The sequence below is a fragment of the Williamsia sp. D3 genome, assembly GCF_000506245.1.
In the GTDB taxonomy this organism is placed as follows: Bacteria; Actinomycetota; Actinomycetes; order Mycobacteriales; family Mycobacteriaceae; genus Williamsia; species Williamsia muralis.
Map to the genome: position 1 here is coordinate 184,581 of NZ_AYTE01000001.1, position 13,592 is coordinate 198,172.

General features: G+C 65.6%; 13 protein-coding genes and 2 pseudogenes. 1 reads left to right on the forward strand and 14 read right to left on the reverse strand.

What is annotated here, in order from left to right; genetic code table 11:
- Positions 1-25: 25 nt before the first annotated feature.
- From W823_RS32015 to W823_RS32025, 3 genes and pseudogenes are all read right to left on the reverse strand, one after another.
- Entirely contained in the window at positions 26-874 is an 849-nt protein-coding gene (locus tag W823_RS32015) for a transglutaminase family protein (protein WP_023954018.1), read from the reverse strand.
- A complete protein-coding gene (locus tag W823_RS32020) occupies positions 871-1,851 on the reverse strand; it encodes an alpha-E domain-containing protein (protein WP_030171937.1) in 981 nt (326 codons plus the stop codon). The genes W823_RS32015 and W823_RS32020 overlap by 4 nt, the downstream gene beginning before the upstream one ends.
- Positions 1,851-3,466 (reverse strand): annotated as a pseudogene (locus W823_RS32025) (circularly permuted type 2 ATP-grasp protein). Before W823_RS32025 ends, W823_RS32020 begins: the two are co-directional and overlap by 1 nt.
- A gap of 388 nt (positions 3,467-3,854) precedes the next feature.
- Between W823_RS32025 and rpsT the strand changes: the two are divergent.
- Positions 3,855-4,115, forward strand: coding sequence for a 30S ribosomal protein S20 (rpsT, locus tag W823_RS32030; protein ID WP_023954022.1), 261 nt, complete (start codon positions 3,855-3,857; stop codon positions 4,113-4,115).
- 332 nt (positions 4,116-4,447) lie between these two features.
- On the opposite strand, the pseudogene holA reads toward rpsT, so the two are convergent.
- The 11 genes and pseudogenes from holA to W823_RS32080 form a co-directional block, all read right to left on the reverse strand.
- Positions 4,448-5,409, reverse strand: a pseudogene (gene holA, locus W823_RS32035) (DNA polymerase III subunit delta).
- A 30-nt stretch (positions 5,410-5,439) separates the two neighbouring features.
- On the reverse strand, positions 5,440-6,849 hold the full coding sequence (locus W823_RS32040) for a ComEC/Rec2 family competence protein (protein ID WP_023954025.1): 1,410 nt from the start codon (positions 6,847-6,849) through the stop codon (positions 5,440-5,442).
- Complete coding sequence (locus W823_RS59435; protein ID WP_369792552.1) at positions 6,846-7,031, reverse strand: ComEA family DNA-binding protein; 186 nt, start codon at positions 7,029-7,031, stop codon at positions 6,846-6,848. Before W823_RS59435 ends, W823_RS32040 begins: the two co-directional genes overlap by 4 nt.
- Positions 7,028-7,774 (reverse strand): SLBB domain-containing protein, encoded by a 747-nt coding sequence (locus tag W823_RS32045; RefSeq protein WP_369792553.1) that lies wholly within the window; start codon positions 7,772-7,774, stop codon positions 7,028-7,030. Before W823_RS32045 ends, W823_RS59435 begins: the two co-directional genes overlap by 4 nt.
- A 91-nt stretch (positions 7,775-7,865) precedes the next feature.
- On the reverse strand, positions 7,866-8,714 hold the full coding sequence (locus W823_RS32050; protein ID WP_023954026.1) for a DegV family protein: 849 nt from the start codon (positions 8,712-8,714) through the stop codon (positions 7,866-7,868).
- Entirely contained in the window at positions 8,711-9,472 is a 762-nt protein-coding gene (gene octT / locus W823_RS32055) for a diglucosylglycerate octanoyltransferase (RefSeq protein WP_023954030.1), read from the reverse strand. The genes W823_RS32050 and octT overlap by 4 nt, the downstream gene beginning before the upstream one ends.
- Positions 9,473-9,479: 7 nt before the next feature.
- Positions 9,480-10,148 (reverse strand): histidine phosphatase family protein, encoded by a 669-nt coding sequence (locus W823_RS32060; protein ID WP_051406300.1) that lies wholly within the window; start codon positions 10,146-10,148, stop codon positions 9,480-9,482.
- A gap of 40 nt (positions 10,149-10,188) precedes the next feature.
- A complete protein-coding gene (gene rsfS / locus W823_RS32065; protein WP_023954034.1) occupies positions 10,189-10,596 on the reverse strand; it encodes a ribosome silencing factor in 408 nt (135 codons plus the stop codon).
- Positions 10,593-11,249, reverse strand: a complete 657-nt coding sequence (gene nadD, locus W823_RS32070; RefSeq protein WP_023954035.1) for a nicotinate-nucleotide adenylyltransferase — start codon at positions 11,247-11,249, stop codon at positions 10,593-10,595. Before nadD ends, rsfS begins: the two co-directional genes overlap by 4 nt.
- A 39-nt stretch (positions 11,250-11,288) precedes the next feature.
- Positions 11,289-12,683: a VWA domain-containing protein gene (locus tag W823_RS32075; RefSeq protein ID WP_023954037.1), complete on the reverse strand. Its 1,395-nt coding sequence runs from the start codon at positions 12,681-12,683 to the stop codon at positions 11,289-11,291.
- A gap of 8 nt (positions 12,684-12,691) precedes the next feature.
- Complete coding sequence (locus tag W823_RS32080) at positions 12,692-13,573, reverse strand: MoxR family ATPase (RefSeq protein ID WP_030171966.1); 882 nt, start codon at positions 13,571-13,573, stop codon at positions 12,692-12,694.
- Positions 13,574-13,592: the final 19 nt, after the last annotated feature.

The following is a 13,592-nucleotide window of genomic DNA, read 5'->3' on the forward strand; positions in this document are numbered from 1 at the left end:
TGCACAGCGAGCGAATGGGTGGCGATCACGCCAAACGGGTGATCTCTACCTTCACCTCGAGGTCCTTGGCGCCCGCGCCTGTGTAGATCCCCTTGAGCGGAGGCACGTCAGAGTAGTCGCGGCCCACACCGACCGACACATGCTGCTCGGAGATCGCGAGGTCGTTGGTGGGGTCGTACCCCCACCACCCGCCGGTCCAGGCCTCGACCCACGCATGACTCTGCCCCTCGACCGTGCGGTCGATGACTGCCGACCTGCTCGGGTGCAGGTAGCCGGACACATAGCGCGACGGGATGCCGAGGCTGCGCAACATCACCAAGGACAGGTGCGCGTAATCCTGGCAGACGCCTTTCTTTTCTTTCCAGGCCTCGACCGCGGAGGTGTGGACGCCGGTGGTGCCGGGAACGTACTCCATCTCGGTGTGCACCCATTGGCACACGGCGAGCACAGCCTCTTGAGGGGTGAGCCCCTTGGTGAGGCGTTTGGCCACCTGACCGAGCTGCCTGCTCACCGGTACGTATCCGGTGTTGCTCAGCACCTCGTCATATCGGTCGATCACCGAGTCGTGGTGCAGCGATTCCCAATCGAGCAATTCGTCGTCCGAAGGCATTGCGTCGGGCTCGGTTTCGACCACCGACAGGCCCGACACCTCGAGTTCCTCGTGAGGAGCATGCAGGTCGAAGGCGGTGACCGCGGTCCCCCAGTAGTCGGTGTACCGATACGACCTCGTCGCGGGGATCGTCTCCACGCGGTTGATGATCACGTTCTGCCGGGTATCGCTCCGGGGCGTCAGCCGGGCCTCGTTGTACGAAGAGGTGACCGGGGCGTTGTAGGCAAATCCCGTCGAATGCACGACCCGCAATCGCCAGCTCACAGCTCACTCTCCTCGATGAATCGGTCGACCGAATCGCTTGCGGACGTATCCGCCCACGCGACATACGGCGACACGTGAAAGTACTGGGCCGTCACGGCCTCGCTGACCTCGCGGCACGTCTCCTGCAGATCGAGCAACCGGGTCTGCAAGTCGTCCAACAACATTCCTGGCTGCATGAACTCGAGCCCGCTTCGTGCCCGGCCCAGGAGACGTTGCGCCTCGGCCTGCGCGCCCACCCGGCTCGGCCGGTTGTCGAGCTCGATCAATTGCCGTTCGGCCAGGCTGATCGCGTGGAACACCGATCGTGGGAACAGCCGGTCGAGGAGCAGGAATTCGACCACCCGGGTCGCATCGAGTGCGCCCCGGTAGGTCCGTAGGTAGGTGTCGTGTGCACCCGCGGACCGCAGCACCGTCACCCACGCCGGTGAACCCGATCGGTCACCCGCGCGCGACAACAACATCCGGATGGTCATGTCCACACGCTCGACCGATCGGCCGAGCAGGAGGTAGCGATAACCGTCATCGTGGCTGAGGGTGGCGTCGGCCAGTCCGGCGAACATCGCCGCCCGGTTCTTGACAAAGGACAGGAACTCGTACGGCCCGAGCTTGCGCGACGCCCGCTCGGCGTCACCCAGGCCGTTGTAGGTGGTGTTGAGACATTCCCACATCTCGCTCGACGTGACTTCGCGTGCGCCCCTTGCATTTTCCCGGGCCTGACCCACGCTGTCGACGATGGAGCCAGGTTCCTTCTTGGAGTAGGCGACCCGGTCGGTCAACGACCAGGCGTCCAGCTCCACATCGGCTGGGGGCAACTCCATCCCCAGCACCTGCAAGACCAGTCGACACCGGCCGTCGGGATCAACCGTGGCGTCCTCGAGCAGTTGGTGTACCGCCACATCAAGGATCCGGGCTGTGTCGTCGGCGCGTTCTACGTAGCGTCCGATCCAGTACAGGGATTCGGCGTTGCGTGCGAGCATCATCGGCGGGCACCACCCTGCTGCGACATCGACTGGCTCTGCCTCTGACCGGTCGGACCCTGACTCTGGATCTGACTGTGTCGACCGGTCACACCCGCCTGCTGTTGCTGCTGTTGTTGCTGATCCTGCATGGCGGCGGTGTCCGGCCCCTGCTCGGTGGGAGTACTCGGAGCCCTGAGGTCTTGGCTCCGGACGAGTTCGTCGCCCGAGAGTTCCCGCTCCTCACCCGACGTACGGGTCGCGAGAACCCAGGTGTCCTTGGAGCCACCACCCTGGCTCGAGTTGACCACCAGACTGCCCTCCGGGAGCGCCACCCGGGTCAGCCCGCCGGGCAGCACCCACACCGACTCGCCATCGTTGACGGCAAACGGACGCAGATCCACGTGACGCGGCGCCAGCTTGCCACCGATCTTGGTGGGCACCGTCGAGAGCTGCACCACCGGCTGCGCGATCCAGCCACGAGGGTCGAGTCTGACCTTGCGGGCCAGCACGTCCAGTTCCTCCGATGTGGCATCGGGACCGAAGACGATGCCGTAACCCCCTGATCCCTCAACGGGTTTCACCACGAGTTCGTCAATCCGGTCGAGCACCTCCTCGCGCTCGTCGTCGAGCCAGCAACGCAAGGTGTCGACGTTGCCGAGGCTGGGCTTCTCGCCCAGGTAGTACTCGATGATCTCGGGAACGTAGGTGTACGTGAGCTTGTCGTCACCGACCCCGTTGCCGACGGCACTGGAGATCACCACGTTGCCGGCACGTGCCGCGTTGAGCAGTCCGGCGACGCCCAGCATGGAGTCGGGGCGGAACTGCATCGGGTCGAGGAAGTCGTCGTCGATGCGGCGGTAGATCACGTCTACTCGCTGCTCCCCCTCCGTGGTTCGCATGTACACCACGTTGTCGCGGCAGAAGAGGTCGCGGCCCTCCACCAATTCCACACCCATCTGCCTCGCGAGAAGCGAGTGCTCGAAGTACGCAGAGTTCGCCACGCCGGGGGTGAGGACGACGACGTTCGGGTCGGCCTCGTTGAATGCCGCCGACGCCCGCAGGGCCCGGAGCAGGTGGGTCGAGTAATCGCCGACCGCCCGAACCCGGTGTGAGGCAAACAGATCCGGGAACACCCTGGCCATGGTGCGACGGTTCTCCATCACGTACGACACACCCGATGGCGAGCGCAGGTTGTCCTCGAGCACCCGGAAGTCACCGTGCTCGTCGCGGATCAGGTCGATGCCGGCGACGTGGATACGAACCCCGTTGGGAGGCCTGATACCCACCGCCTGGCGATGGAAGTGCTCACATGAGGTGATCAGCCGTTTGGGAACGACCCCGTCGCGCAGGATCTCCTGCTCGCCGTAAATGTCGTCGAGGAACATCTCCAGGGCTTTGACCCGCTGGGTGATTCCGCGTTCGAGCTTGGCCCATTCACCTGCCGAGATGACTCGGGGAACCACGTCGAGCGGGAAGGGGCGCTCCTGCCGCACAGCGAGAACGTGATGCCCTGATCGATGAAGGCCCGACCGAGAGCGTCGACGCGGGTGTCGAGGTCGGCACCGTCGTAACTGCCCAGGGACTTGTGGATCCCCCGGTACGGTCCGCGAACCTCGCCGTTGTCGTCGAACATCTCGTCGAACGCGCCGTCATAAGGGCCCGCGGCGTAGCCGTTGAAGATGCCGCTCGGCTTCGCAGCGCCCTTCGCCGCGGTCTTCTTGGCCGGCGGCTTGGAACCGTTGCCTTTCGGCCCGGCCACCTTTGCCGGCTTCTTCTTGCCCGTCGTGGTCTCGGCTGACACCTTGGTACCGGTGGCACGAGTGGCCACGGCGCGCTTTGACCCTGCTGCAGTTGCCGCACTCATGTGAACATCGTGCCGTAAGTGGCTGGTGTTGGCAGTCTTGCCTGCGGTATCCGCTACCTGCGCCGCTGCGATTTGGGTGCACACCGGGCCGGCTGGTAACGTAGTGCGCTGGTGCTGACACCAAAACCCGTATCGCTGAGCTAAGGAAAACACACGCGTGGCAAACATCAAGTCGCAGATCAAGCGGAACAAGACCAACGACAGCGCACGGCTGCGCAACCAGTCGGTGAAGTCGTCGCTGCGGACCGCGATTCGCTCCTTCCGCGAGGCTGTCTCAGCCGGCGAGAAGGACAAGGCTTCCGAGCTGCTGGTCAGCACCAGCAAGAAGCTCGACAAGGCCGCGAGCAAGGGCGTCATCCACGCCAACCAGGCAGCCAACAAGAAATCGGCGATGGCTGTCTCGCTCAACAAGCTCTGATCGAGCCCGCCCGATAACCGGGCACAACTGAACTTTTATAACTCGCTCACCCCGACGATCCCCCACGCGGTCGTCGGGGTGAGCGTCGTCTGTCATCACCGCGTTTTTCGGACCAAAGCCGTTGACCGTGCCGAAACTCCCGTTCACCGGGCCCTAGTTCGCATCGACCGTGCCGAAACGCTAGTTCACCGTGCCGTAAGTCGAATCGAGTGGGCCTAAGCACCTCAGTCTCCCGATCGCTACAGCGAGTCGAGATGCTCGTGCCCACTTTTTCGGCACGGTCAGCGGCTGTTACGGCACGGTCAACGGCTGTTTCGGCACGGTCAACGGCGTCAGCGACGACGAGAGGGACGCAGATCTGCGACCGCGGCCACCGCGCGTTGCAGACTGTAATCCGCGTCGGCGGCTTGACCTTTCACCTCGCCGTTCAAGGTTGCCACCACGGTCATCGCCTTGGCGATGGACACCGAGTCCCACGCCGACGCCTGGCCCTGAACCTTTTTCACCCGCCACGGCGGCATGCCCAGTTCCGACGCAGCCGAATACTGATCCATTCTGCCGATACCGCGAACCCGGGCGATCGCATGCACCGCTTCGGCCAACGCATCGGCGAGCAGAACGTGCGGAACACCGTGATGATGAGCCACTGCAACGATTCCAGCGCTCCAGGCCGGTCACCGGTGACCGCCTTGTCTGCGACTTCGAAGCCGGTGATCTCCGGGCGACCCGAGTAGTAGCGGGCGACCGCGGCCACATCCACCTTGCCCCCGGTGTCGGCGGCCAACTGACTGCATGCTGCAGCCAGCTCGCGCAGGTCTGCCCGTACCGAATCCAAGATCTTCTCGATGACGTCGGGGCCCGCCTTCACCCCGTGACTGCGTAACTCGTTGCGGACGAAATCCGCTCGCGCCGATGGTTTGAGCGCAGCGCAGTCATGTTCTTCGACACCCGACTTCCGCAGGGCAGCGACCATGGATTTCGCACGCCCCGATCCTGAATGGACCACCACCAGCGTGACGCCTTCAGGTGGACTCGCTGCCACTTCGGTGACCAGCTTGGCCGGTTCCTTCCCGGCTTCACCGGCGGCCTCCAGGATCACGATGCGATCTTCGGCGAACAACGACGGACTGAGCAGTTCTGCGAGTTCGTGTTCGGTCGCATCTCCGGCGCGCAGCCGCGTCACCGGGATATCGCCAGGATTGTCGACCGCCCCCCTGACAGCGGCAACGATGCCCGCGGTTGCCCGCTCACAGAGGAACTCGTCGTCGCCCAACACCAGATGCACACTGCTCACCCGGTCATCGTGCCAGAGACCGACGACAGGTCACCACAGAGTGATCGTGGCCATCGGAAGAGAACTCAACTGCTCGGCCACCACCACCATCCACCACAGCGCCGGACCGACGAACCGGACCAGCAACGTTGCCAGCGGCGGGCAGAGCACCACCAGGGCCGCAGCGGCCGTACCCAGCACCGTGATGGGCGGGACCGCAAGTGTCACCGCGATGTTCGCGACGATCGCCACCAGGCTGATCTGACCGCTGATCATCACGACGATCGGAAGGGTGACCACCTGCGCCGCGACGGCGACGGCAAGCACCTCGGCGAGACCACCCGGAACGCGGTGCCGTCGAAGCCGATCCACGATCGGCGGCGCCATCACGATCAGCCCAGCGGTTGCCGCGATCGACAGCATGAACCCCGGATGGACGGCAAAGGCGGGCCAGATCAGCAACAGCACAACGATGGCCGTACACAGCGCTGGCATCGCCTGGGCCCGTCGCCTGACCAGCAATGCGAGCAGTCCCACCGCACCCATCACAGCTGCCCGCACCACACTCGGACTCGGTCGGACCAGCAGCACAAAAACCACGATGGCGCAGGCGATCACAGCCACCGACAGGCGGGGCCCGGCACCCACCGCTCGCACGGCCAGGAGCAGAGCACCGATGATGATCGCAAAATTAGCGCCCGACACAGCCGTGAGGTGCGACAGCCCGCACGTTCGAAATGCGGTCTTGAGGTCATCGTCCAGAGTCGAGATGTCCCCCAGCACCATTCCGGGCACCAACCCCGATTCCGGGGTGACCAGTGCCCGTGAGGCCGTCTCCTGGAACCGGGTTCGGACCTCTGCTCCGACGCGCTGGTACCAGGGCGGCGCTCTCACGCGGCTCGGCGGCGCGGAGACGGTCAGCGTGGCCACGGTGAGGTCAGGGCGCCGCGGCGCGGACACCTTGGCAACAGTCGAGAGTGTTTGTCCCGGAACAAGACCGGACCATCCGTCCATCGGCCCCAGCACGGTTGCCGCCACGTCGGTGACGTCCCGGCCCCGCACCGCCACCACATCGACCGCAAGCACCACTCGATCCGTGCCGGCGATGATGCGCGGGTCGTCTGACACCCGAAGGGTCATGGTTGTCTTGCTTCCGCGCATCGACTCGGCCGCCAGCGGGTGCTCGGCCAGTTGGTGCTGACGCACCACCAGCGCCCACCCGAATCCGGCCATGGTTCCGGCGACCCCCAACACCACAGGCAGAACCAGCAGACGAGATCCGCGTGCCGTCCAAGCGATCGCCACGAGCGCAACCACACTGGCCGATACGCTCGCCGCAACCGTGATGCCAAGGGGGCCAACAATCCCCACGACCGTCATCGTCCACGCTCCGACTGCCGCGGGCACCAGCCGCACGTCGAGACCCACCGACGTGGGCGCCCGGACGTCGGTGCCGTTCACACCGTGACCTTGTCCTTCAGCTTCTCGAGGCGGGCGGGACCGATCCCGTCGACTTCGGCCAGCTGATCGACCGAGGTGAAGTTCCCGTGGGCCTGCCGCCACGCGATGATCGCGGCCGCGGTGACCGGGCCCACCCCGGGTAGCGTGTCCAGCTCGGCTTCGGTCGCCGTGTTCAGGTTCACCGTGCCCGCCCCATCGGCCGTTCCTGCCGCACCGGGCCCGGTGGTGCGGTGCCGGCAGCGGCCGGCGGACTCCCGGCACCGTCCACCGCGACGACGGCACTGCGCATCTGGAACCCTCCCGCCGGGTCGGTGAAACCGACGAGTACCTGATCACCATCCCGAAGTGGCTGGGCCAGGTTGAGGCTCAACAGATCTGCGTTCTGCTTCGCTCCCCCCGCCTTGTCGATGGCGTCGGCAACACGAGCTTGTGGAGGTAACCGAACCAATCCGGGACGGTGCACCAAACCGACCACACTCACCACCAGTTCCGCCGGGGGTGCAGGGCTCGGCGGCGACGGCGTCGCTTCCGGGGCCGGAACCCCTGCCGATTCCGGAAAGCTCACGGGCACCTCGGATCCCGCGTCAGGCCCGGCGAACGCGGTGTACAGGGCGATCAGAGTTGCCACGATGCCGACCGCCACCAACCCGATCGCCGCTGCCGGGGTCGAACGCCACCGCCGTCGCAGCGGTCCGGCATCGAGGTCGTCGGGGTCATCGGGGTCATCGGTCCAGTGACCACGTGCGCCGCCGGCCGCACCCGCCGGCGGGGCATCGCCACCGCCATCGGGCGAATCCGGGTTGTCGTGCATCCACTGCGCCGAACCGAGCCAGGCAGGGGCCATCGGTTCTGCCACCGGGACGGATGGCTCAGGCGTGTCCGGCGCGGTCGGCGACGCCGTCAACCGGTCCAGGTTGCTTCTCATACCCGAACGGTAGGAGACAGATTTCTGCGTTCAGATCAGAACGCCACCCGGCGGCGCGGTGCTGTGGACAACCCGGCGAGTGTTGACAAAGTCAGTCGACATCGATGTGGTCGAGCGACGTTGTCACAGCGATCCCCACCGCACCGCTCCCCACATGTCGCGACAACACGGGCCCGAGGTCGGATTGCACCAGCGAGGTGATGGTGAGCTTGGACTGCAGGGAGTCGATGATCTGCTCTGCTAATTCGGGTGCGTCGCAATGCTGTACACCCAGCGTGATGGGACGGCGTTCGGCGACGTCCACGGCCGTGTCGATCATCTTGGCGATCGCCTTGGACATGGTTCGCTGTTTTTCCTTGAGCGCCAGCGTGCCATCGACCACCCGAAGTATCGGCTTGATCGCGAGGGCCGAGGCGAACAGGCGGGTGGTGGCACCGATGCGACCACTCGACCGCAGGTTCTCGAGTTGTTGTACACACAGCAGACACTCCGTGGTGGACCCCACCCGGATCGCTGCCTCATACGCCCGGTCCATGTCGGCGCCGGTCTCCGCGGTCTGCGCGGCGGCGATCGCCGCAAACCCGACCCCCAGACCCACGGTGCGGGAATCGACCACTCGGATCCGGCCTTGGAACTTTTCGGCCGCCAGTCTCGCCGAGCCCCATGTCCCACTGAACCGACGCGACAGATGCACGGCGATCACGCCGTCGCCGTCGCTGAGGTCGACCGCCTTCTCGTAGGCGGCCTCGAGATCGGCCGGGGAGACGCCGGACGTGGTGGTCTGCGGATCGTTGAAGATGTCCGGGCCGATGTCGTCGACATCTTCGAGCAAATCCTGATCGGCGGTCAGCACATGCATGGGTACTTGCTCGATGCGGTACCGCTCGCGGATCGGCGCGGGTAGGCGGGCCGACGAGTCGGTGACGATGGTGACGGTCACAATGCCACGCTAGTCGCGGTCGCGGCGGCGACGGCATCGCCCACCAGGTCGGCCACTTCCCGATGACAGCCGAACCCCCAGTGGATCCCGTCCGGGTTGCCTTCACCGTGGTCGAAATGGCGTGCCGTCGGGTCCAGCAGGTCGACCAGGGGGACCTGCGCCTGCGTGGCCCAATCAGTCATCGCGCCAACGGTTTTCGGTCGCCCGGCATGCACTTTCCCGTAGTACGGACTCCGATGGGTGGACGGCAGGCAGGCGACCACCGGCAGGTCGGGCCGAACCGCGACCAGGGCCTCGTGGATCTTCGTCAGGTAGTCGGTGGTCAACGCGGGCGGCAACGCCAACGGCCATCCGAGCGGCGAGAGTCTCGGCTGCAGCCACCCGTATGCGTTGCGAACCTGCTGCCGAAGCGCCGGGGGACGGATGTACCGAATCTGCTCACGGAGCGCCGTCGGTAGCGGGGACGGCAACGAATCCATCCCTCCGAAGGCGAACACCACGGCCTTGGCCCTCGGAACCGCCGACCAGATGCGCGGGTCCTGGGTGAGGGCCCACCACACGTCACGACTGGTCCACCCGATGCGCCCGAACAACTCCAGACGCAGATCCAGGCGTTCGGCCGCCAGAACCGGCCAGATCCGGGAGTCATCGGCAGGTAGACCACCGGTGGGTCCGTAGTAGGCCAGAGAGTCGGACAGGACCAGCAGGCTGTCGCGGACCGGCGGTCGACCCGCCGAGGTGCCGTCGCTTGAACTCATCAACAGGTCACTGCACTGCGTCGTCGGCGACCTCGGCCGATGCGTTCCACACATCGAGCCGCCACGTGGTCTCGTCGTCGGCACCGTGACCGCTCAGCTGAACCCAACTCGTGTTCGCGAGACCCCCGAGCACAGGCCAGTGGCTCACCGGCAACCGCAGCAGGCCCGCGGTCATCGCAGCGATGACCCCGCCGTGAGCCACCAGGACCACGGGGGCATCCGCGTCGTCTCCGCGACCCCAGTCCCCCAACTCGGCCACGAGTTCGTCGACCACCGGCATGCTGCGCTGGGCCACATCGGTGCGACTCTCGCCACCTGGTGGTCGCCATGAAGCATCGTCGCGCCACACCTTGCGGGCCCCGGGCATCTGGGCATCCACTTCATGGTGGGTCAGACCCTGCCACTCACCGAGATGCGTTTCACGCAGACGACGATCGGTGGCAACCTCCATGCCCACCTGATCGGCAAGGGCAGCTGCAGTGTCGCGGGCCCGCCGCAGATCAGAGGAGATGATCAACCGTGGGCCGCGGGAAGCCAACACTTTCGCCGCCGCAGCGGCCTGCCGAACTCCGAGTTCGGACAGGTCGGTGTCGAGTTGCCCCTGCATGCGGCTGCCTGCGTTGTAGTCGGTCTGACCGTGGCGCAGGAGAAGCAGTCGTCGTACAACCGGGGTCATCCGTTCGACGCTCGAGTCGTGGCCGTCCGGCCGAATCGACTCATTCACCAAGGTCACCCCGATCGCTGTCACCGGCTTCCGCAGTGGATTCGATTCCGGGGATCTCGATGATCGGGCAGTCTTTCCACAGCCGTTCGAGGGCGTAGAACTCGCGCTCCTCGTTGTGCAGCACGTGGATCACCACGTCGATGTAGTCGAGAAGGGTCCAGCGGCCTTCTCTGGTCCCCTCCCGACGGACAGGTTTGTTGCCGGCCTCGCGGAGCTTTTCTTCGATCTCGTCGACGATCGACGCGACCTGACGTTCGTTGTCGGCCGATGCGATCACGAAACAGTCGGTGATCACGAGCTGTTCGGACACGTCGATCACGATGACGTTGGCGGCCAACTTGTCGGCGGCCGCGTGGGCGGCCACGGTTGCCATGGAAACCGCCTCGGATGACGCTGTCACTGAATGCCTTTCGATTGGTATAACTTTCGCTTGCTGATGTACTGCACCACCCCGTCGGGAACGAGGTACCACACCGGCCGGCCGGTGCCGGCACGCATCCGGCAATCGGTCGAAGAAATGGCCAGCGCCGGTATCTCCATCAGATGAAGGGTATCGGGCGGCAGCTTGTCGAGGTGCTGGTCGAGATGGGCGGCGCCAAGTTCATACCCCGGCCGACTCACGCCGACGAAGCTCGCGAACTCGAACAGACCCTCCCAGTTCTGCCACGACAGGATCGACGCCAGCGCGTCGGCGCCGGTGATGAAGAACAACTCCGCGTCCGGGTTGAGTGTGTGCAGGTCGCGAAGGGTGTCGACCGTGTAGGTATCTCCCTGGCGATCGATGTCCACCCTACTCACCGAGAACCGGGGGTTGGCCGCAGTGGCGATCACCGTCATCAGATAGCGGTCTTCCGGCGGGCTCACGTTCCGGTCCGACCGGTTCTTCTGCCAGGGTCGTCCGGTGGGGACAAAGATGACCTCATCCAGGTCGAACCGGTCGGCAACCTCGCTCGCCGCCACCAGGTGACCGTTGTGGATCGGATCGAACGTGCCGCCCATCACCCCGATCCGCCGACCGCGCGGCTCCTGTCGGTGTGGCGCGATCTCGGGCATAGGGGCTGAGTGTACTGAGCGTGTGAGGTCCACAGCAGATCAGACCGGCAACAGGTTGGCGATGACCTTGGCGAGTTGACCGGCGTTGCGACATTCGTGCATCTCGATGACCGCCGAGTAGGTGCCTGCCACCGAGTCCCCCGTGTCCCAGTTCACTGCGGCTTCCGGATTGAGCCAATAGGCATGCCGGGTGCTCTCGACCATGCGCGTGAGCGCTTCGAGTTGGGGGTCGTGGTAGTTGTTGCGCCCGTCGCCCAGGATCAGCAGGGCGCCCCGGCGCGTGAGGGCGTCGAGGTGGTCGTCCGCAAATCCGCCGAACGCGTGACCGTAGTCCGAGTGGCCGTCGCGGGTGATCAATCGGGCGCCGGCGAGCATCTCCCGCACAGCTGTCGCGAAATCGAGATCGGGCCCGTCGAAATGCTCGGTGACCTCGTCCACGGTGTCGACGAAGGCGAACACCCTGACCTTCGAGAACTGTTGGCGTAGGGCGTAGACGAGCTGCAGGGTGAACTGCGAGAACCCCGCCACCGAGCCCGAGACATCACACAGGACAACCAATTCCGGCCGACCGGGCCGAGGTTTGCGGCGCACCAGGTCGATGGGCACACCGCCGGTGGACATCGACGCCCGCAGCGTTTTGCGCACGTCGATCGACCCACGGTGGGCGCGTCGCCTGCGGATCTCGAGGCGCGCCGCCAGTAACCGTGCCAGCGGAGCGATGGTGCGACGGACCTCCGCAAGATCAGCGGCGCCGGCGGAGAGGAAGTTGACCCGTTCGGGAAGATTGGGGACCGCGTACTGCGAGACCTGCTCGCGGCCGTTCCGCTGGGCCATCCGGCGCCTGGTCTCCTGTTCGATCAACGACCTGAACTTCTGTACCCGGTCGGCCGCTGCCCGCCGGTACAGCGGTTCGGTGCCGGCGGACTCGTCTCCCGCGCCGGCTGCCATGGCGGCGGCGATCTGCGCGATGAGGGTCTGGGGATTGATCGTCGACATCGCCTGATAGGTGGAGAACGCCGGACCGCGATTGGATCGGTAACTGCCGAGCTGCGCCACGGCCATCGCCGCGAATGCGGCCAGTTCGGCCTGCGCCTGCGGTGAGTCGTCCGCCAGCAACTCGGCGAGCCGTTCACGCACCGCGTCCACATCGATGTTCCCGTCGGCGTCAGGCGTGAACGCGTCGTCGTCGACGCCGCTGCGTTCGCCCATGCCCAACGGGAACCAGAGGTCGAAGACCGAATCGAACACCCGGCGGTGTCCGTTGTCGTGCAGGAGTGTGCACGCCATGCCCTCACGGAAGCTGTCCCGGTCGAGCAGATCCAGCACTGCCGTCGCCTGGCCCGCATCGATCAGGTTGGCCGGTCCGACGACGATGCCGCGGGCCCGCAGATCATCCACGAATCTGGTGAGCTGGCTGATGAACGGGGCATCCACGGGCGCGCTCAGCTCAACTTCAGCTCTTTGAGCGCCGTGGCGAGGTCGGGACGATGTTTGAGGACCACGCCGAGGGTCTTCGCGATGACCCCCTCGTCGATCCGTGACCCCGGCTTCTCCCCCACTCCCAGAGCCAGCAAGGTGTTGGCCCAGTCGATCGTCTCGGCAACCGACGGCTTCTTACGGATGTCGAGGGTGCGGAGAACTCCGATGATGCGCACCAGTTCCTTCGCGACGGATTCGGCGAGCTGCGGGACACGACTGGCGAGGATCTCGCGCTCGCGGGCCGCATCGGGGAAGTCGATGTAGAGGTACAGGCAGCGTCGTTTGAGGGCTTCGGACAGTTCGCGCGTCGCGTTGGAGGTGAGCAGGACGATGGGCCGCCGGTCGGCGGTCACGGTGCCCATCTCCGGAATGGTGATCGCGAAGTCGCTGAGCACCTCGAGCAGCAGGCCCTCGATGTCGACGTCGGCCTTGTCGACCTCATCGATCAGCAGCACCGTCGGGCCGGGCTGCGAGATCGCTTTCAGCAGCGGCCGGGGCAGGAGGAACTCGTCCGAGAAGATGTCGGCTTTCGTCTCGTCCCATCCGCGCTGCCCTGTCGCCTGGATGGCGAGGATCTGCTTGGCGTGATTCCACTCATACAGTGCGCGAGCCTCGTCGATGCCCTCATAGCACTGCAGTCGCACCAGATCGGCGTTCGTCGACTGCGAGATGGCGCGCGCGAGTTCGGTTTTACCCACACCGGCCGGTCCCTCGACCAGGAGCGGTTTGCCCAGCCGGTCGGCAAGGAACACCGACGTGGAGGTCGCGTCGTCGGCGAGATAGCCGACGCCGGCGAGCGTTTCGCGGACGCCGGGCACATCGGTGAAACTAGGCTGTACGCCCACAGGTCACTCCTCAGGATCG